The organism is Photobacterium sp. J15, from assembly GCF_963870815.1.
In the GTDB taxonomy this organism is placed as follows: domain Bacteria; phylum Pseudomonadota; class Gammaproteobacteria; order Enterobacterales; family Vibrionaceae; genus Photobacterium; species Photobacterium marinum.
The window spans coordinates 2,601,729-2,622,199 of the sequence record NZ_CAWMUI010000001.1 but is presented as its reverse complement, the minus strand read 5'-3'; the positions used below and the strand labels follow the sequence as shown (position 1 = coordinate 2,622,199).

Here is a 20,471-nt window from a genome sequence, read left to right as displayed (position 1 = left end):
AAGACGAATGAAGTTAAGTAGTAAATTTAAGCCGGCGAAGCAACTTATGCTCGTGTTGCTGGCCTTGCTTTGCCAGCCGGCAATGGCGATCGAGAAAAGTAGCTCGATGCTGTTTAATCAAGATAAAAGTCGGATCATCAGTGCTAACTTTGATGCCGGTAGCGTCAGTATCCTTGCCCGTGATGATGGTAAGTTAATTGCGGAGTCAACAATTGGTCGTGATATTCGCCGTATCGCTCAGACAGATGAAGGTAACTTGTTGCTGGCGACAGATTATCTGAACGATCGGGTTGTACTACTGGATGCAAGGACTTTGAAGACCAAGCGCGTGACAGCTGTTCCTTCGCGCCCGTTTGGTGTGGTATATGACTCGCAGCATCGGCAGTTTTATGTCACCAGTTTTGAGCGCGATAAGCTGCTGGTTATAAATACTGATGGCGAAGTCAGTAATACTATAGAGACAGCATCAACACCACGTGGCCTGGCGCTTACTGATGATGGGCGTTTGCTGGTGACTCACTCACTTTCAGGGCAGGTATCTATCTATGATGTGACTGGAGAACTGCCGCAGTTGATCAAGGTCGTGCAGCTTGCAGATAGTGCGGCCGATTCGGTTAAGACAAATCCGCAGGGTAAACCACGCCAGTTGGATAATATTGCAATTTCCCCTGATGGCCGTCAGGCCTGGTTGCCCCATGTCTTATGGTCATTTGGCCACGACTTCCAGTTCCAGTCGACAGTTTTTCCGACCGTGTCCATTTTGGATTTGGAGCCGGGTAACGAGCATGAAATTGTTGATGAGCGGAAGCAACTTTTCAAACAGATTAACATTATCGAAAGTGGAAACAGGATTCGGATTGTTTCGAATCCTCATGATGCGGTGTTCACTGATGATGGTAAAAAGATCATCTTTACTCTGGCTGGTTCCGAAGATCTGATGGTGTTTGACCTGTCTCGTCAGGGAAAGAAGAATAAAAATCGTCATCGCCGCAAGAAATTCCAGGGCGGGGTGAAAGCAACCCAGATTTATCGTAACGTGCCGGGCAATAACCCGCGGGGCCTGCTGGTTTCAGGTCGGGAGCTTTATGTACAAAATGCGATGTCATTAGATATAGCTAAGTTTGATACTGGGGCAGCAGGGCCGTTCTCAAAAGTTAAGCTAACTCAGGCCAATTTTGCCGACTTGGTTTCTGTTGACCCTTTGCCGAAGCAGTTACGTTTGGGCAAGACATTGTTTAATAGTGCCAATATGGCGGATTATCCCGATTTCCCAATGGCCGGTGATTTCTGGATGAGCTGTAATTCTTGTCACCTTGATGGTTTCAATTTTACTAACCGCCAGTTGATGACAGATGGCAAGAAAGATCGTTTCAGTAATGCGATTACCGGCCATGTTGATGTGCGCAAAATGATCGCCGGTGATCCGATCGGAGCCTATATCGATATAATTCAGAAGACTCAGGGTGGAATGGGGGGAGACCCACGCGAAGAATCATTGCCACCGGTTAGCATTGAGAATCCCCCGCTGGAAGCGGCCAAGATGATGACGGCCTTGAACGAGTATGTTCGTGCACCAGAGAACTTGCCTTATTTATCAACCTGGCTGCGGTTGGATGATAACAAGCGCTATACCCACCCAGGTGAGTGGATTAACTCCGCTGAGTGTGCAGACTGTCATACCACGATTTATGATCAGTGGGCAGATTCAAACCACGGCATGAATATGGATCACCCGTATTATCGTTTCCAGGAAGATGTTGCAGCCCAAAGTGAAGGTGAGGAATTCCGTGTCTTGTGCCGCGGCTGCCATGCACCTCAGATGGTGATAAATGGTGACAAAAAGCCAATGTCTGATTTTGGTGATATGTGGGAAAAAGGTGGAAAGTCGCTGAAACAGGCCTACGCCCATGGCCAGTCGGTGAGTGAACGAGGAACGGGTTGTGTTTTCTGTCACCGGGTTACCAAAGCGGAAAATGCCGGGGGCAACACCGATATGACAGTTAATATTAAAGACCGTGAAAGTTATGTGTTCGATGATGTTAAAAACAGCATGCTCAAATGGCTGGCTGAGAAACAAATCAATGCGTCACCGGAGCAGCACAAAGCATCATATTCCAACCCTGAGCTTTACCAAAGTTCGCTTTATTGTGCGACTTGCCATAATGAGTTCACTACCGGGCAGGGGGCGAATATCAATGATAATTTTGGCGAGTGGCTGGCATCACCGTTTAATGCGCCAGATGATCCCAAGCAGCATAAAACTTGTATTGATTGCCATATGACTCAGGATGTGACGGATTTCAATAACAAAGTGGGGGGACAATCAACCAATAATGGCCCGATGAAGTCAAACTTACGTTCGCACCACTTGGTTGGCGGCAACTACTTCTTTACCGGCATGCGTAATCCTGAACACAAGAAGATGAGTGTTGATATTCTTAAAACAGCGCTGAGTCTTGAGGTGGAAAAGCAGGGGAGTAAGCTGACGGCCAAGATAACGAATGTTAATTCAGGTCATGATATGCCTGGTGGTGCCCGTCGTCAGGTATGGCTGGAAGTGATTGCGACCGATGCTAACGGTCAGCGTGTATATAGCAGCGGTGTGATGGAAAATGGGGTGATCCCGAAAGATTCACGTAAGTTTATTAAGGTCGGGGTTGATAAAGATGGTAAGCCTGTAGGTTTACGTTTCTGGCGCTACGTGAAAATCGGTAAAGATACTCGGATTAAATCCGGAGAGACTCGTAATGAGGTATTTGAGTTGCCGAAGGATGTTGAATACCCGTTAACGGTATCAACCAGGGTTCTCTACCAAGTGTTTGCCAAGGCGTTGACCGATAAGGTTCGTAATGCCTATCCGGATGAAAATATTCCGGATCCGGAGGTTATCGAACTACAGAAAGTGGTGAAGACCTATTTATCACCAGTACAGTAAGGTGGTTATTCCGGCTCAGGTGCCAGTAAATACCTGAGCCGTTTCTTTACCAGTCAATGCCTTGTCGGGCCTTGATGCCGCTTTCGAAAGCATGCTTCACATTACGAACTTCTGATACCGTATCTGCCATTTCTACTAAGCTGCGGTGAGCTCCTCGCCCTGTAACTATGACAGACTGCATCGCAGGACGATTGGCGATAGCTTCAATCACTTCTTCTAAATCGATATAGCCATAAGTGACCATATAGGTCAGCTCATCAAGTAACACGACATCATAGCGCTCATCAGCCAGCATTCGCTTACATTCAGCCCAGGTTGCCTGAGCGGCGGCTGTATCAGCTGCTTTATTTTGTGTTTCCCAGGTAAAGCCCGTGGCCATAACGGCGAAATCGACGCCATGGGATTCAAGCAGGTTTCTTTCGCCGCAGTCCCAGGTACCTTTGATGAACTGGCCTACGCCACATTTCTGTCCGTGTCCGACTGCTCTGGCAATGGTGCCGAAACCTGAAGTTGATTTCCCTTTTCCATTACCTGTGATGATTAGGAACAGGCCTTTTTCATCTTGTGCTGCTTCAACTCGGGCATCGACTTCTTGTTTGATTTTTTGCTGACGTGCTTTATGTCGATCGTCTTTATTGTTTTGTTCAGTCATGCTGAGCCTTTCTTATTATTCACTTTTGGGTACTGGATTTATTGCTTGAGCATAAAGTTAAAGCAATGCCAGTAACGTCATATATCCGGCAATTTCACATATTTGTTGAGCTGCCCCGAGGCAATCACCGGTATAGCCACCAAGCTGTTGGTTAAACCATTTTCCGCACAGAAAACGGGTGAGCAGCAATATTGCTGTCAGCATGCATGCGGATTCTAGTGGCAGTATAAGTAATATAATCAATCCGGTAGCAATTAAAACCCACAAATCGTGCAGACTTTGCTGATTGGCGAGTGGTTTAACCTTACTTTGCTGATCTGCCCGGACATAGGGGTACGAGAAAATCAGGCTGGCTGCGCATATCCGGCTCAGTGTATGTCCGATAATAAAAAACTGTGCTGGTAGCCATACGTCAACTTCCGCCGCTGATGACAGAGCCAGCCACTTAAGGCCTAATGCCATCACCAACGCACACGATCCGTAAGTGCCAATACGAGAGTCTTTCATGATCGCCAGCTTTTGTTCTGGCTGCCAGCCGCCCCCGAAGCCGTCAAACACATCGGCCAGCCCGTCTTCATGGAAGGCCCCGGTAATCAGCAAGCTGCTTACCATGGCCAGTGCAACAGCAATTGCTGGTGGGAGGACTATGAGCGCAGTAAGGTAAACAGCGGCGCTAATCAAGCCGACAATCAGGCCGACAGCTCCGAAGTAGCGGTTAGCCTTGTTTAGCCTTTGTGGGGAGTAAGGGGTATCCGCAGGGATCGGAATTCGGGTAAAGAAAGCTAGGGCAACCAGAAATATTTGCCACTGTGCTTTCAAACCAGCCGCTTCCTCGTGTTGAGGAGACTGTTCTTCGGAATTATTCACAAGGCTGTCGGAACTCAAACGGTGACTCCTGCATCGTCGAAACTTGCCATATTATTGTAAAACTCACAGGCTGCTCGAATGAATGGCAGGGCCAGTGCAGCACCGGTTCCTTCGCCTAACCGCAGGCCTAAATCCAGTAAGGGGGTAGCGTTAAGATACTGTAGCATTCGCTGATGGCCGGATTCTTCGGAACAATGGCAGTAGATGAAGTAATGATTAGCTTCAGGGTGCATAGCCGTTGCCAGCATAGCGGCGGCTGTCGCTATAAATCCGTCAACAAGCACTGTCATTTTCAACTCTGCTGCTTTTAGCATTCCTCCGGTGATTTGAGCTATCTCGAATCCGCCGAGACAGGCAAGGATCTGCATCGGATCATCAAGTCGTTCTCGGTGTAAATCCAAAGCACGGGTGATCAGTGCTTGCTTCCGTTGCATCTGGGTATCATCGATACCTGTTCCGCGTCCGATACATTCGTCGGCAGGAATTTTTAAAATAGCAGCCATAATTGCCGAGGCACTACTGGTATTACCGATCCCCATTTCGCCGAATCCGACCAGGTTACAACCATCTTGATGAAGTTTTTCAACCAGTGCAGCACCATAATTAATACCTCGCAGGGCAGCATCTGGAGACATGGCGGCTTGTTGGCTAAAATCTTCTGTTCCATATCCCAGCCGTTGTTTTATTAGCTGCGGGTGATCTTCCGCTTCAACTTTAGTTCCGGCATCGATGACTTTGAGGGACATGTCACTGGTGCGACAAAAGCAGTTTATGGCTGCGCCACCGGCAAGGAAATTCATCACCATCTGCGTTGTTACTTCACTCGGGGCAATGCTCAGCCCGTGTTTGGCGACCCCATGATCACCGGCAAAAACCAGTAGGTGTGGCTGACTGACAGTGATGGTTTCAGATTGCTGGATCAATGCCAGTTGTGTTGCGATATCTTCCAGTTGGCCGAGAGCTCCGACAGGCTTGGTTTTATTGTCGATTTTGTTCCGGATTTGTTTTTCAGAAGACGTGATGGGTGAAGCAATAGAAAACATGGATGCCACTCTCCCTGTTAATGGCAATGGTGAAGGCTGGTTTTTGCCGCTGTATTCGGCTAAGGAATTTTGCGCCACCTAAGCGTCTATGGCAATGGCATCAACTAAAAAAACGGAAATTACATCGTCGGCAGTAATTAGTGTATAGAATCCGCCCTTAATATATGGCACGATATACTGTATATGATAACTACTGTTGCCTGACGAGACCCAATCATGCCATACAAATCATTATTGATATTATTATTCAGCTTTATTGTTAGTGGTTGTTCCAGTCGCTTGCCGACCGAAGATGAGCAGCAAAGTAATCTGGTCGTGTATCGTGACAAGATGACTGAAGTTGAATATATCAGTGATGCCACGGGTATGCAGTGGGTATCACCTGCGTTGGAAATCTCCCAATACAGCAAGCTGCTTATCGAGCCGGTAGGACTACATCAAAGTGCTACAGCGGTACGGCAGATCCCGGAACCGGTGCTGAAGCGGGTTTCCCAGCGATTAACGAATGTGCTTAAAACTGAGCTTGGTCAGGGTGTTGAATTAGTCGATAGATCCGGTGTAGATACCGCCACGCTGAAGATTATGATTAGCCGCGCCAGTACGGATATGGAAGATTTGCAAATCAACGAAGTACTGCCGTACGGAGCGCTAATTGGTGGCGCGAAGGCGCTTTTAGGCACTCGGGATCGTAATGTGCGTATTCTGGTTGAATCTCAGCTGGTGGACAGCCGAACAGATGAAATACTGGCAGAGCGGGTTGGGGTGATTCTTGCGAAAGGTATCTTGGAAAATGATACGGTTGAGCTGGAATATGAGCAGATCAGGGATACAGTTGACCGCTTTACTCAGGATATTGTGCATTTCATTCGTCTGACCGCGTATCAGGCGACGCTAAATGAAACAGAGCAGGGCTAAGCCCTGCTCGTGGGTCGTTTTAATATTTCGGCATCGGGTTAGATGCTGTGAAGGATGGCCTCGACGGTATTGTCGTAGTCCATGCCAACCTGTTCCGTTGCCAGAGGGAACACACTTCGCGCCGTCATACCCGGTGCAGTGTTGATTTCAATGGCATAGAAGTGATCATTTTCGTCAGCAATCACATCAATACGTCCCCATCCGGATGCATTCAGGGCGCGGAATGCTGCCAGAGAAAGTGCCTGGATCCTTTCTTCTTGCTCAGGTGTCAGATTGGCCGGGCAGTGGTAGCGGGTATCTGATGACTTAAACTTCGCCTCGTGGCTGAAGAAAGAGTGAGAATGCTCGATTTCTACAGTTGGTAATACCCTGTCACCAAGAATACTTACCGTAAACTCTCGCCCGGAAACAAAGCTCTCGATCAATACTTTGTCTTCATATTTGAATGCTTCGTCAACAAAGCGCTCTAGTTCTTCAAGGTTGTTTGCACGGTTAATACCGATGCTACAACCTTGAGTTGCCGGTTTTACGACAAGAGGGAATTTGTAACCGTCAAGCAGTGTAGACAGTGCATCTTTCTGGTAGTTGGACTGGTAGATTTCGAAGAAGCGAGGAGTCGTGATGCCGGAGGCCTGCCAGACTTTTTTGGTCATCGCTTTATCAATACCGACAGCAGATGCACGGTGGTCACTGCCAGTGTAAGGAATATTCAAGAGCTGGAGTGCGGCCTGGATCGTACCGTCTTCTCCGTCACCGCCATGCAGGGCCAGAAAGGCTTTATCAATATTCAGTGCCGGCAGGCTTGTGAAATCAAAGGATTCGTCAACATCAATGTCTATAACATCGTAACCTTTTCGCTTTAAGGCTCCGGAAACTGCAGTACCAGACATTAATGAGATGTTGCGTTCACTTGAAGAACCACCATATAAAACAGCGACTTTTTTTACCACGATGAGGTTCCCTCTTACGTAATATGGAATGTATATTATCTTGTTGAATGCGAATCAGAATGCAATCAGTGGCTAAGCAATAGTATTTCTATTGGCGCTGCGTATATTATCACTAGGAATTGATATGTCTAATAATACCTACAGAGTACTTGTTGTTTGTATGGGCAACATTTGTCGTTCACCGACGGCAGAAGCGGTTGTTCGCGCTAAGGCAACAGACCGTGGTGTTGCACTTGAAATTGATTCTGCGGGGACTATTGGTTATCACCAGGGCGAGCAACCTGATCAGCGGGCCAGAGCCGCAGGTGAAGCAAGAGGGTATAGTTTTTCCGGGATCCGCGCACGCCAGGTGGTTGCAAATGACTTCGAGCGTTTTGATCTTATTCTTGCCGCAGATAAAGCGAATCTGGATGACTTGCAACGTATTTGCCCGCAGCAGTATCAAGATAAACTCGGCCTGTTTCTGGATTATTCAGAAAGCGGGATAGTTGAAATTCCGGACCCTTATTACGGTGGTGTCCGTGGGTTTGAATATGTGCTCGATTTGATTGAAGAAGCGACTGACTGTTTGCTTGAGAAAATCAGCACCAGATAAAAAAACGCCCGCAATTGCGGGCGTTTTTCATAAACAGCAATATTATGCCAGGGTGTCTGTTGCAACCTTATAGCTAGGGTCTTCCATTAGGTTAACCTCAACCAGGTTACCGGCTTTTTTCAGCAGAGAGCGACACTCAGGGCTCAGGTGGCGGATATGCAGGGTCTTGCCCTGATTGCCATAACGTTCTGCGATAGTATCAATTGCTTCGATAGCAGAGTGATCGGCAACGCGAGAGTTTGCAAAATCAATGATGACATCGCTTGGGTCATTTTTCGCATCAAATAGCTCCAGGAAGTGTGACGCTGAACCAAAGAACAAAGGACCATTCACTACATAAACTTTAGAGCCGTTTTCAGTGATATGGCTTGTTGCATAGATACGCTTCGCGTGCTCCCAAGCAAATACCAGTGCAGAGTAAATCACACCCACTACTACAGCGATAGCAAGGTCGGCCGCGACGGTCACACAGGTTACAAGGATGATGGCAAAGAAGTCGTGCTTAGGTACTTTGCGGGCCATCTTGAAGCTTGCCCATTCAAACGTACCGATAACAACCATGAACATAACACCGACAAGGGCTGCCAGCGGGATCATTTCGATCAGGTCTGAACCAAACAGGATAAACAGCAGCAGGCCTACAGCGCCGGTAATACCTGAAAGACGACCACGACCACCAGAGTTAATGTTGATCATTGACTGGCCGATCATCGCACAGCCACCCATTGCGCCAAATACAGAACATGTCATGTTTGCAATGCCCTGACCAACACATTCACGGTTGCCCTGACCACGAGTACCTGTCATTTCATCAATAACAGTTAGGGTAAGCAGAGACTCAATAAGACCAACTGCTGCCAGGATCAGAGAGTACGGCAGGATGATTTGCAGCGTTTCCATGTTGAAGCCAACTTCAGGCAACGCGAATGTCGGTAGAGAGCCGGCAAGAGTTGCAGTATCATCGCCACTCATTGTGCGTACGAAGTCTACAACCGTGCGGGAGTCAAGGCCAAGAAGGTGTACCAGTGCTGTTACTGTAATGATGGCAACCAGAGAAGATGGAACAGCCTTAGTCAGCTTAGGCAGGAAGTGGATGATTGCCATTGTCAGTGCCACAAGGCCCAGCATGATGTAAAGCTGCGTACCTTGCATCCACTGTAGAGCACCGGATGCGTCTGGCACTTTGAACTGGCCCAGCTGGGCAAGGAAGATAACGATAGCCAGACCGTTAACAAAACCGATCATAACCGGATGCGGTACCATACGGATAAATTTACCCAGTTTGAATACCCCTGCCACGATCTGCAAAACACCTGCCAGCATGATTGCTGCAAACAGATATTGAACGCCGTGATCAGCTACAAGGCTTACCATTACGACAGCCATTGCGCCGGTAGCACCTGAGATCATACCAGGGCGGCCACCAAGAACCGCTGTTACCAGGCCTACGATAAAGGCGGCGTATAAACCAACCATTGGATCGACACTTGCAACGAAAGCAAAAGCAACGGCTTCTGGTACCAGTGCCAGGGCAACGGTAAGCCCTGAAAGAACGTCATTTTTGACGCTTTGACGCGAAAATTGAGGGAATTCAAACATTTTCTTTGGTTTTGTTCCGGTTCAGTTATCTAAAGAGCAAATGAAGTTGCGAATGCTACAGAAATCTGTGATTTAGTTCAACTTTCAAGCGCAGTTTAAGCGCAAAAGTGTTAGCAAGAATAAGATTCTTTGATGTCAGTAGTATTAAACCGCTAAAAACTAAAAAATGACCAATCAGAAAATTCAGACAAAAAAAAGCCATGCATTAAGCATGGCTTTTTACTGATTTTAATGACTTAGTTCACTGAAGGCTTTGTCATTGGTGCCGCAGCAAAATTAGTTGCTGTCTGGCTGCCAGCCGCACGGGCATTTGCGCGAGTTTCACGCAGCGGTGCGATTGCAACAACTGTGCTATCAGCGGTTTCTTTCGGAGCCGGTGCTTTAGCCATTGCCGAAACAGTGTGACGGCCACGAGGTGAGGTCGCTGTGACAATCGCGTGTGCAGTCGTCTCTACTTCAGTTTTTACCTTAGCAACAGCTTCTTCTACTGCAACTTCTACAGTTTCAGCTGGCTTGATTTCTGCTTCAACCTTAGTTGGTGCAGCTTCAGTAGTTACTGGTTCAGCAACTGATGTTTCAACTACTTGCTCAGTTTGTGCTTCTTCACGGCGAAGAGGGAAGGTTTTACCCATTGCCAGTTCTGGCATCGCCACACCACCCAGTGCTGCAGCTGGCTTGGCTTCTGCAACTATTTCCGTTGGTTTAGCTTCAGCTTTCTCTGGTGTCTGCTCTTCAACAACCTCTTTCACTGCCGGTTTAGTTGCACGAGTCCAGACTTTACCCATCGCCATTTCAGGAGATGCAACGCCTGATGTCAGACGCACAGCCTTTGGCTTTTCAACAACAGAGATTACATTTTCCATTGCGTCAAGGGTATCTGCCACTTCTTCAACAGCTTGACCTACTGCTTCAGAAACAGCTTCAGTATCAACACCTTTCTCCGGACGGGTGTCACGCATGCGGCGACGACGCTGGCCACTTGCACGCAGATGACGAGGAGAGCGACGGTTACGGCGCTGGCCGTTTTCCTGCTCGTTACCTTCTGCCTGTTCAGTTTCCGCTTTTTCAGGCTGGGTATGCTGAGCCTGAGCTTCTTTCGCCATAGCCATACCTTGTTCCTGTAGCGGAGAAGGTTTCTTATCTTCTGCTACTGGCTCAGTCTTCTGGCTTTGCACTTCAGTTTGCGGCTCATCAGTGATACGCACTTTTTTGCGTAGCTGACGACGCTGGCGACGTTGCTTAACCTTAGTTGCCTTTTCTTTCTCTTTTTCCTGCTCGCGAGGTTCCTCTACAGCGGCTTTTTCAGCTTTCGCTGCTTGAGCTTCTTTACGACGCTGCTTCTGAGCCTGGATTTCTTCGCGACGAGCTTGGCGCTTTTGCTCTTGAGCATCTTCGCTGCGTTGCTGACGCTGCTTAGCCTGTTTCTCAGGCTGCTGACGTTCCTGCTTCGCTTTTTCACCGCGACGGCGCTGTTTAGGCTGCTGTTCGCCGGCTTCACGAGTATCGCGCTCAGCTTCCTGCCGGCCACGTGAATCTTTACCGCGACGTTCTTTTCGTTCGCCACGACGGCTGTCTTTGCGCTCACCACGACGGCCTTCCTGACGTTCACCACGACGACCACGCTTAGCTTGTTTCTCTTTCGGCTTTTCTTCTACCTCTTCCTGGGTACCAGAGAACAGGTTTGAAAGAGCAGAAAATAAGCGGTTGAACAGACTTGGTTTTTCCTCTTCTTTTTGTGCTTTCGCTGCCGCTTGTTTTGCCGCAGGAGCTTTCTTAAGTTGAGGTTGTTCTTTTGGCGCAGCAAAGCCTTGAAGAACAGGCTCTTCACGCTTCTTAACCACACGTTCAGGTGTCGTTTCTGCTGCTTCGGCTTCTTTCATCGCTTCCAGAGTGCGAGGCAGGTGGTACGACAGAGTGTCATGCTCATCACCGCTACGAACGCGAACAACGTCATAGTGTGGTGTTTCCATGTCTGCATTCGGAACGATAATAACGCGCACATCGTGAGATTTTTCGATGTGTTGTACAGATTTGCGTTTTTCGTTCAGCAGGTAGGACGCGATAGCGACCGGAACAATCGCAAGTACTTGCGATGTATTGTCTTTCAGCGCTTCTTCTTCGATCAGACGAAGAATCGACAGTGACAGAGATTCACTGTCACGGATCACGCCAGTACCGCTACAGCGAGGACATACGTGGTGACTCGCTTCTGCCAGAGAAGGGCTCAGGCGCTGGCGAGACATTTCAAGCAGACCGAAACGGGAAATACGGCCGATCTGTACACGAGCTCGGTCCATACGAACAGCTTCGCGAAGACGGTTTTCAACTTCACGCTGGTGACGAACCGGTGTCATATCGATAAAGTCGATAACAACCAGGCCACCCAAGTCACGCAGGCGAAGCTGGCGAGCGATTTCATCGGCTGCTTCAAGGTTAGTCTGAAGTGCTGTTTCTTCGATATCGCCGCCTTTAGTTGCACGGGCTGAGTTGATATCGATGGAAGTCAGGGCTTCAGTCGGGTCGATAACAATTGAACCACCTGAAGGAAGACGAACTTCACGCTGGAAAGCAGATTCGATCTGGTTTTCGATTTGATAGTGATTGAAAAGCGGTGTTTCAGTGTTTTCGTACAGTTTAACGCGAGACAGGAAGTCCGGGCGTACCTGCTCAATATGGTTGCGGGCACGATCGTAAATCTTCTTGCTGTCGATAACGATTTCACCGATATCACGACGCAGGTAATCACGGATCGCACGGGCAATTACGTTACTTTCCTGGTGGATCAGGAAAGGTGCCGGTGCAGAATTAGCTGCTTCTTTTACTCGCTCCCAGTGGTTCAGCAGGTAGTTCAGGTCGTAAGCCAGATCTTCTGCTGACTTGCCGACACCGGCTGTACGCACGATAAGGCCCATACCCTGAGGCAGTTCCAGTGTGCTTAGTGCCGCTTTTAGCTGAGTGCGCTCTTCACCTTCGATACGGCGTGAAATACCACCGGCACGAGGGTTGTTAGGCATCAGTACAAGGTAACTACCAGCAAGAGATATAAAAGTGGTTAGAGCCGCGCCTTTGTTGCCTCGCTCTTCCTTATCAACCTGAACAATTACTTCCTGGCCTTCTTTCAGGACTTCCTTGATATTAGGACGGCCCTGGTAGGTGTAGTCTGCCGGGAAATAATCGCGAGCGATTTCTTTTAGCGGAAGGAAACCGTGACGTTCTGCACCATAGTCAACGAACGCTGCTTCCAAACTTGGTTCGATGCGGGTGATACGGCCTTTATAAATATTTGCTTTTTTAGATTCGTGGCCAGGGCTTTCGATATCTAGGTCGAATAGCTTCTGCCCATCAACTAATGCGACGCGCAACTCTTCCTTTTGAGTTGCGTTAATCAACATTCTTTTCATTCTATTGTACTCGTTTTTGTCGTTGTGTTAGTGACTCGAACAACGAGTTCATATTGGTGGTGCCTGACTCCAAGTCTGTTTGTTCGTGCAACCTCACGGCTGGAATTCAGGAGTGCTATCTGGCAACACGTATCGACCAACTGCAACAAGATGATTAGATCAGGGAATATACAGCTGGTATCACCGTTTTATGCGGCGGTATCTCTCACACCAATAAAAAAATTCGTTAATCGAATACACTAAAAATCACTCCGCTGACTATAACGTCTTACGCCATCTGCTGCGTTTTTCATCGGAGCTGCATAATTAATAATCACTTAGGTGATAATTTGCTCATAGTGTTACAAGCGTAGGCACATTTTCCTACTCTCGCACGCAATCATAGCAGGGTGACTTTTTTGCGGCAATCTGCTTTGTAAGCGTGATAGAATCAAAAACTATGAAAGATGATAAACCAAAAGTGCAATTCATCGAGATTACTGATGACTTTGCAGGCCAGCGAATCGATAACTTTCTTCTGGCTCGGCTGAAAAACGTTCCCAAAAGTATGATTTACCGTATCTTGCGTAAAGGTGAGGTTCGAGTAAACAAAAAACGGATAAAACCTGAATATAAATTGTGTGACGGTGACCTTGTCCGCGTTCCGCCAGTGCGGGTTCCTCAAAAAGAAGAACAAGCGCCGATAAGCACAAAACTGGATAAGGTGGCAGAGTTAGAATCCTGCATCATCTATGAAGATGACCAAATGCTGATTCTTAATAAACCATCCGGTACGGCAGTTCATGGCGGCAGCGGTTTGAAGTTCGGCGCCATCGAAGCTTTGCGTGCGCTGCGCCCGCAGGCCCGATTCCTTGAACTGGTTCATCGTATTGACCGTGATACTTCAGGTATCCTGCTTGTGGCGAAGAAGCGTTCAGCGCTTCGTAAGTTGCAGGAGCAGTTCCGTAACAAGACAGTGCAAAAGTACTACTTTGCACTGGTGATGGGTGAGTGGAAAGCCAGCTGTAAGAAAGTGACTGCGCCGCTGTTGAAAAATGAAGTAAACAGTATTGTTCGTGTTAATCCGAACGGTAAGCCGTCTGACACCCGTTTTAAGGTGATTGAGCGTTTAGATCAGGCAACTCTGATACAGGCTAGCCCGGTAACAGGCCGTACTCACCAAATCCGGGTTCACTGTCAGTATACCGGTCACCCGATTGCTTGGGATGATCGTTACGGTGATCCTCGCTTTGATGCTTACACGAAGAAAACGGGTCTCAATCGACTTTTCCTTCATGCGGCGAATATCAGATTCACCCATCCGAAGACCGAAGAAGAGATGGAAATTAATGCACCAATGGAGTCTAAGCTACAAAAGGCGATAAAACAGTTGCGTAAGGGTAACTGATTCATTCTTGATTGGTGAGAGTTGTTAACCAAGGCGAGAGACTGTGTCTCTCGCCTTTTTTCATACTTGAAATATTGGGTGGGGATAATGGAGAGGGGTTAAAGAATTTGTACACCTTGTTTTGCCAGCATTTCCCGTAGGGCAATCAATGGCAAACCTACCAGAGTGTTTGGATCCCGGCCTTCCAGCTTATCGAAAAGAGCGATGCCTAGTCCTTCACTTTTAAAGCTGCCTGCGCAGTTCAGCGGTTGCTCTCGCTCAACGTAATTTCGGATTTCCTGTTCCGTGAGTTGCCTGAAGTGGACATGGAAAGGTTCACAAAGCACATCACTCTCGTCTGTCTTGGCGTTATGAAGACAAAGACCTGTATAGAAAGTCACGGTCTGGCCACTGGCTTCCATCAATTGCTGGCAGGCTCTCTCAAAAGTATGTGGTTTACCGATGATTTGCCCATTGATGACACAAACCTGATCCGAACCAATGATAAGGTGATTCGGATACTGAGCGGCACAAGCCTTCGCTTTCGCTTCTGCCAGTCTTTGGACTAATTGCTCGGCAGTTTCATCTGGCAGCGGCGTTTCGTCAGTTTCAGGGCTGGCGGTATCAAACGGGTAATGAAATTTATCCAATAAAGCTTTTCGAAAAGGAGACGTTGATGCTAACAGCAGAGGTTGTGTCATAGTGTTACACGGATGGTTTTTGGTTGTGTTAGTCTAGCGGGCAATTGGTATTGAAGCTATGGTTGGTTTTTATTGTTTTGATAGGATCTGACTTGGTGAAATATCATCGGGTATTTATTCAGTATCAACCATACTGAAAGTGTGCCGAAGTTGAATAGTTGGTGCTCGTATTTTGGTCACTTTTTGTGTGTTATTTGTTCATTGTGACGGTTAAGATCAACTTATTGATTGTCAGGCAGATAACAGACAAAAAGGCGGAAATGTCTCCGATTGACGCAAAGCGCTTTATCGTGAACAGGTGAATTGACTAATTGCTGTTAATTCGCGCACATTTCCTTTGACTCAAACTGATTAGAAGGCTAATATTCGCGCCCTATGCAAAAGGTAAAATTGCCGCTAACGGTTGATCCGGTTCGCGCTGCTCAGAAAAAACTCGACTATGATGGAATCATCAAAGCCGAGCTTCTTGAGCGTCTGGCTGAGTCAACACAGAGCGTAACACGTGATGCAAACGTCACCTTATCATTTGACTTTGACCAACGTCACCTTGCATTTATGCGCGGTTGTGCAGATGTTGAAGTGATGTTGACCTGTCAGCGATGCCAGGAAGAGTTCAAACACGAATACCGTGTTGAGTTCTGTTATAGTCCGCTCCTCAAACCAGAGGAAGCAGATGATTTTCCGGAAGCTTATGAGCCGGCTGACGTCGACGAAAATGGTGAGATCAACCTGATTCAAATCGTTGAAGACGAGTTGATTCTGGAACTACCTCAAGTCGCTATGCATGATGAAGCTGACTGTAAAGCCAGCGGAAACATGACTTTTGGTGAGATCCCCGTTGCTGATGAGCGTCCGAATCCGTTTGCAGTATTGAAAAATCTAAGTAAGTAATTTAACAGGAGTAGGGTTAATGGCCGTACAAAAGAGCAAAAAATCACGTGCAGCACGTGGTATGCGTCGTTCTCACGATGCACTGACAACTGCAGCTGTATCTGTAGATTCTGCAAGTGGTGAAACTCACCTACGTCACCACGTGACTGCTGACGGTTTCTACCGTGGCCGTAAGGTTATCAACAAATAAGGTTGAGCCTTGAGTGGTCTAACCGTTGCACTTGATGCAATGGGCGGGGATTTCGGTCCTCAAGTAACAGTGCCTGCCTCCGTGCAGGCACTGTTACAATACCCGGAGCTAAAAGTTATTCTTTATGGTGATCAGAGTGCGATCACATCTCAGCTGTCTCTTCTAAATAAACTTCACCATCCTCGAATTCGCGTCGTTCATTGCGAACACGTCATCGCTGACGATACACGTCCGTCCCATGCTTTGCGACACAGCAGAGGCTCTTCCATGCGCGCTGCTTTGGATGCCGTTGCGAATAAACAGGCTGACGCCTGTGTTAGCGCAGGGAACACCGGGGCATTAATGGCATTATCCCGCTATACCCTGAAACAGCTTCCCGGCGTAGATCGTCCGGCACTGGTATCTGCTATACCTACCAAGACCCGGGGTAAGACCTGGCTTTTGGATCTCGGGGCCAATGTATCGTGTGATGCCGATACGCTTTTTCAATTTGCGGTGATGGGAGCTGTGCTGGCCGAACAGAGGAACGGAGTTTCTCCGCGGGTTGCTCTGTTGAACATCGGCCAGGAAGAGATTAAAGGAAATGATTTAGTCAAACGCTGTGCTGAAATGCTGGCAAACTCTCCCGACATTAACTACATCGGCTATCTTGAAGGTGATGAACTTTATAGCGGACGTGCCGATGTGATCGTGTGTGACGGGTTTGTCGGTAACGTGAGCCTGAAGACCAGTGAAGGGGTAGCGAACCTGTTTATAGGCAGTATCAAGCAAGCTGTTACTAACAACCCGCTTAAGCGACTAGTGGCTAAGTGGTTGTTTAATGACCTGTTTGAGAGCCTAAAACAGTTGAACCCCGACCAGTATAATGGTGCAAGTCTGTTAGGATTGCGCGGTATTGTGGTCAAAAGCCATGGAAGTGCTGATATTTCCGCTTTCTCTAATGCTATTGGCGAAGCGGTACACGAGGTCAAACGGCAAATACCGACAAAAATCAGTGACCGTTTGGAAGAAGTCTTACTCGAGAGGCATTATTAGTCTTCATGTATAGCAAAATTTTAGGTACCGGCAGCTACTTGCCAGAACAGATCCGCTCCAATGCCGATCTGGAAAAAATGGTAGATACCAGCGATGAGTGGATCGTTGCCCGTACCGGTATTCGTGAGCGTCGCATTGCATCAGCTGATGAAACAGTTGCAGTAATGGGTTATCAGGCTTCTTTGAACGCTATTGAAATGGCGGGTGTTAATAAGGAAGACATTGATCTTATTATTGTAGCGACGACAAGCCAGAGCCATTCATTCCCATCTGCAGCCTGTCAGATCCAGGGAATGCTGGATATTAAAGGTTGCCCGGCATTTGATATTGCCGCTGCATGTTCTGGTTTCGTTTACGCCCTTGGTATTGCCGATCAGCATATCAAAACCGGCATGGCAAAAAATGTACTGGTTGTCGGTGCTGATGCACTTTCTCATAAGTGTGATCCTGATGATCGCTCTACGATCATTCTGTTTGGTGATGCGGCCGGCGCCGTTGTTGTCGGTGCAAGCGAAGAGCCGGGAATTATTTCAACCCACCTGTATGCCGATGGTCATTTCGGCGGCCTGCTGAGCCTGGCTGTGCCAGATCATGGTAAAGAATTCAGCGCAGATAAGTGGCTGTATATGGCAGGTAATGAGGTATTCAAGGTTGCCGTAACTCAACTTTCCCGTCTGGTTAAAGATACGCTGGCTGCCAATAATATGGACAAGTCTGAACTAGACTGGCTGGTTCCTCACCAGGCCAACTTACGTATTATCTCGGCAACGGCGAAGAAACTGTCGATGCCGATGGATCAGGTGGTTGTGACTCTTGATCGTCACGGCAACACCTCGGCAGCAACCGTACCAACAGCACTTGATGAAGCGGTACGTGATGGCCGCATCAAGCGCGGTCAGACTTTGCTGCTTGAAGCCTTTGGTGGCGGTTTTACCTGGGGCTCTGCACTGGTTAAGTTCTGATTTTGCTCAGGGGCAGTTAAACTGTGCGCATTATCGGAACTGCTAAAGTTGTAAGTAAAATTAGGTAGCTATCCGCATTGTACTGTCGTCCTTGGGAAAGGTTTTGTCAGTGAAGTTTAAAGCTGCGGGTAGCTCGTTGATATGCTGAATTATCAGTAACAAGAATAAGGATTCTCGAATGTCTAAGTTCGCGATTGTTTTTCCTGGCCAGGGTTCACAGACTGTTGGCATGCTGGCAGAACTGGCTGAGCAGTTTGATGTTGTAAAACAAACTTTTGCTGAAGCATCTGAAGCTCTGGGCTATGACCTGTGGGCATTGGTTCAGAATGGTCCGGCTGAAGACCTGAACCAGACTCACCGCACACAGCCTGCACTGCTGACTTCTTCTGTAGCAATCTGGCGTGTATGGCAAGAGCAGGGCGGTGAGCAGCCAGCAGTACTGGCAGGCCACAGCCTGGGTGAATACTCTGCACTAGTTTGTGCCGGTGTTATCGACTTCAAAGAAGCGGTGAAGCTGGTTGAGCTTCGTGGTCAGCTGATGCAAGAAGCTGTTCCGGCTGGCGTTGGTGCAATGTCTGCAATCATTGGCCTGGACAATGATGCGATTGCTAAGGCATGTGAAGAAGCTGCACAAGATCAGGTTTGTTCACCAGTTAACTTTAACTCACCAGGCCAGGTGGTTATTGCCGGTAATAAAGAAGCAGTAGAGCGTGCAAATGTTCTGTGTAAAGAAGCTGGCGCTAAACGTGCGCTTCCGCTTCCTGTTTCTGTGCCTTCTCACTGTGAGCTGATGAAGCCTGCAGCAGAAAAACTAGCTGTTGCGCTTGAGAGCATCGAATTCAATGCGCCGGCTATTCCGGTAATTAACAACGCCGACGTTGCGACAGAAACAGATCCTGCCGCTATCAAGCTGGCGCTTGTTAAGCAGCTGTACGGTCCGGTTCGCTGGACTGAGTCTGTTGAGCGTATGGCTGAAGAAGGCATTGAGACCCTGCTTGAAATGGGCCCAGGCAAAGTGCTGACTGGTCTGACAAAACGTATTAACCGTGCGCTTGGCGGTTCTGCCGTAAATGATTCGGCAAGCCTGGAAGCTGCCAAGTAAACTTGCAGTCTGTTTTTGTGAGCTTGGTAACTAACCATCTCCGGTAATCAACTGACTGCATGCTATTTTTAGAAGAGGAATGACAATGAGCCTTGAAGGTAAAATTGCTCTGGTAACCGGTGCGAGCCGTGGTATTGGCCGTGCTATTGCTGAAATTCTTGTTGAGCGTGGCGCAACAGTAATTGGTACTGCGACATCTGAAAGTGGTGCTGAAGCAATCAGCGCATACCTGGGTGACAATGGTAAAGGTATGGCATTGAACGTAACTTCACCAGAGTCTATCGAAGCAGTATTGAAAGATATCAAAGCACAATATGGTGACATTGATATTCTGGTTAACAACGCTGGTATTACTCGCGATAACCTGCTGATGCGTATGAAAGACGACGAGTGGCAAGACATCCTGGATACAAACCTGACGTCTATCTTCCGTCTGTCTAAAGCAGTGCTGCGTGCAATGATGAAAAAGCGCTATGGCCGTATCATCAACATCGGTTCTGTTGTGGGTACTATGGGTAATGCAGGTCAGACTAACTACGCAGCAGCAAAAGCTGGTCTGGTAGGCTTTACCAAGTCAATGGCTCGTGAAGTTGCTTCTCGTGGTATCACTGTGAACACAGTTGCTCCTGGCTTTATCGAAACTGATATGACAAAAGCCCTGAACGATGAGCAACGTGCTGCTACACTTGCAGGAGTTCCTGCTGGTCGTCTGGGTGACCCACGTGAAATCGCTGCAGCAGTTGCATTCCTAGCATCAAATGACGCTGGTTATGTAACCGGTGAAACCCTGCATGTTAACGGCGGCATGTACATGATTTAACCAAAAAAGTTGCATTACTTGATGATGCAGGTCAAACTCAACTTGTTTTAGCACCAAATCGTGGTTTGACCAGCACCTTATGTATTGCAACTTTTGCAGTAATGAATAAACTACAGCAAATCGCATTAGCGAATTCTTGTTTTAAGGAAATAGATTAGTATGAGCAACATCGAAGAACGCGTAAAAAAAATCATCGTTGAGCAACTGGGTGTAGACGAAGCTGAAGTTAAGAACGAAGCTTCTTTCGTTGACGATCTAGGTGCTGACTCTCTAGATACAGTAGAACTAGTAATGGCTCTTGAAGAAGAATTCGACACTGAAATTCCTGACGAAGAAGCTGAAAAAATTACTACAGTTCAAGCTGCTATCGACTACGTTGTTGGCGCTTCTGAGTAATAAGAACTCCCTCCAGGCGGTCTCCATGACCGCCTGATTTAATTTCTAACT

The 20,471-nt window shown here is 47.8% G+C and carries 18 protein-coding genes; 11 read left to right on the top strand and 7 right to left on the bottom strand.

What is annotated here, in order from left to right:
• Positions 1–7: 7 nt before the first annotated feature.
• Complete coding sequence (locus AACQ93_RS11750) at positions 8–2,935, top strand: multiheme c-type cytochrome (protein WP_064605199.1); 2,928 nt, start codon at positions 8–10, stop codon at positions 2,933–2,935.
• A 46-nt stretch (positions 2,936–2,981) separates the two neighbouring features.
• Here AACQ93_RS11750 and cobO read toward each other — a convergent pair whose 3' ends face one another.
• From cobO to cobT, 3 genes are read right to left on the bottom strand one after another with little or no spacing between them, the layout of a single operon-like run.
• Positions 2,982–3,587 carry a cob(I)yrinic acid a,c-diamide adenosyltransferase gene (gene cobO / locus AACQ93_RS11745; RefSeq protein ID WP_064605197.1) on the bottom strand — a complete coding sequence of 202 codons (606 nt, stop codon included), beginning with the start codon at positions 3,585–3,587 and terminating at the stop codon, positions 2,982–2,984.
• A gap of 57 nt (positions 3,588–3,644) precedes the next feature.
• The gene (locus tag AACQ93_RS11740) at positions 3,645–4,472 is read right to left on the bottom strand and encodes an adenosylcobinamide-GDP ribazoletransferase (RefSeq protein WP_084419140.1); all 828 of its coding nucleotides are present in this window, start codon (positions 4,470–4,472) and stop codon (positions 3,645–3,647) included.
• Complete coding sequence (gene cobT / locus AACQ93_RS11735) at positions 4,469–5,497, bottom strand: nicotinate-nucleotide--dimethylbenzimidazole phosphoribosyltransferase (RefSeq protein WP_007467216.1); 1,029 nt, start codon at positions 5,495–5,497, stop codon at positions 4,469–4,471. Before cobT ends, AACQ93_RS11740 begins: the two co-directional genes overlap by 4 nt.
• 216 nt (positions 5,498–5,713) lie before the next feature.
• Here cobT and AACQ93_RS11730 point away from each other — a divergent pair, with 216 nt between their 5' ends.
• Entirely contained in the window at positions 5,714–6,412 is a 699-nt protein-coding gene (locus AACQ93_RS11730; RefSeq protein ID WP_064605195.1) for a DUF3313 domain-containing protein, read from the top strand.
• Positions 6,413–6,450: 38 nt separating this feature from the next.
• Here the strand turns inward: AACQ93_RS11730 and AACQ93_RS11725 are convergent, their stop codons facing one another.
• Positions 6,451–7,362: a D-alanine--D-alanine ligase gene (locus AACQ93_RS11725; RefSeq protein WP_064605193.1), complete on the bottom strand. Its 912-nt coding sequence runs from the start codon at positions 7,360–7,362 to the stop codon at positions 6,451–6,453.
• 124 nt (positions 7,363–7,486) lie between these two features.
• Between AACQ93_RS11725 and AACQ93_RS11720 the strand changes: the two genes are divergently transcribed.
• A complete protein-coding gene (locus AACQ93_RS11720) occupies positions 7,487–7,957 on the top strand; it encodes a low molecular weight protein-tyrosine-phosphatase (protein ID WP_007467210.1) in 471 nt (156 codons plus the stop codon).
• A 42-nt stretch (positions 7,958–7,999) separates the two neighbouring features.
• Here the strand turns inward: AACQ93_RS11720 and AACQ93_RS11715 are convergent, their stop codons facing one another.
• On the bottom strand, positions 8,000–9,556 hold the full coding sequence (locus AACQ93_RS11715) for a SulP family inorganic anion transporter (protein ID WP_064605191.1): 1,557 nt from the start codon (positions 9,554–9,556) through the stop codon (positions 8,000–8,002).
• 236 nt (positions 9,557–9,792) lie between these two features.
• A complete protein-coding gene (gene rne, locus AACQ93_RS11710; protein WP_198160159.1) occupies positions 9,793–12,948 on the bottom strand; it encodes a ribonuclease E in 3,156 nt (1,051 codons plus the stop codon).
• A 448-nt stretch (positions 12,949–13,396) separates the two neighbouring features.
• On the opposite strand from rne, the gene rluC reads away from it, so the two are divergent.
• On the top strand, positions 13,397–14,344 hold the full coding sequence (gene rluC / locus AACQ93_RS11705) for a 23S rRNA pseudouridine(955/2504/2580) synthase RluC (RefSeq protein WP_064605187.1): 948 nt from the start codon (positions 13,397–13,399) through the stop codon (positions 14,342–14,344).
• 98 nt (positions 14,345–14,442) lie between these two features.
• On the opposite strand, the gene AACQ93_RS11700 is transcribed toward rluC, so the two are convergent.
• The gene (locus AACQ93_RS11700) at positions 14,443–15,024 is read right to left on the bottom strand and encodes a Maf family protein (protein ID WP_064605185.1); all 582 of its coding nucleotides are present in this window, start codon (positions 15,022–15,024) and stop codon (positions 14,443–14,445) included.
• Between the two features lie 375 nt (positions 15,025–15,399).
• On the opposite strand from AACQ93_RS11700, the gene yceD reads away from it, so the two are divergent.
• The 7 genes from yceD (at position 15,400) to acpP (ending at position 20,420) form a co-directional block, all read left to right on the top strand.
• A complete protein-coding gene (gene yceD / locus AACQ93_RS11695; RefSeq protein ID WP_007467200.1) occupies positions 15,400–15,915 on the top strand; it encodes a 23S rRNA accumulation protein YceD in 516 nt (171 codons plus the stop codon).
• A gap of 19 nt (positions 15,916–15,934) precedes the next feature.
• A complete protein-coding gene (gene rpmF / locus AACQ93_RS11690; RefSeq protein ID WP_006231206.1) occupies positions 15,935–16,105 on the top strand; it encodes a 50S ribosomal protein L32 in 171 nt (56 codons plus the stop codon).
• Between the two features lie 9 nt (positions 16,106–16,114).
• A complete protein-coding gene (gene plsX, locus AACQ93_RS11685; protein WP_084419136.1) occupies positions 16,115–17,140 on the top strand; it encodes a phosphate acyltransferase PlsX in 1,026 nt (341 codons plus the stop codon).
• 5 nt (positions 17,141–17,145) lie between these two features.
• Complete coding sequence (locus AACQ93_RS11680; RefSeq protein WP_007467190.1) at positions 17,146–18,102, top strand: beta-ketoacyl-ACP synthase III; 957 nt, start codon at positions 17,146–17,148, stop codon at positions 18,100–18,102.
• Between the two features lie 178 nt (positions 18,103–18,280).
• Positions 18,281–19,204, top strand: a complete 924-nt coding sequence (fabD, locus tag AACQ93_RS11675; protein WP_064605183.1) for an ACP S-malonyltransferase — start codon at positions 18,281–18,283, stop codon at positions 19,202–19,204.
• Between the two features lie 85 nt (positions 19,205–19,289).
• On the top strand, positions 19,290–20,024 hold the full coding sequence (gene fabG / locus AACQ93_RS11670; protein ID WP_064605181.1) for a 3-oxoacyl-ACP reductase FabG: 735 nt from the start codon (positions 19,290–19,292) through the stop codon (positions 20,022–20,024).
• Positions 20,025–20,183: 159 nt separating this feature from the next.
• Positions 20,184–20,420: an acyl carrier protein gene (gene acpP, locus AACQ93_RS11665; protein ID WP_007467184.1), complete on the top strand. Its 237-nt coding sequence runs from the start codon at positions 20,184–20,186 to the stop codon at positions 20,418–20,420.
• Positions 20,421–20,471: the final 51 nt, after the last annotated feature.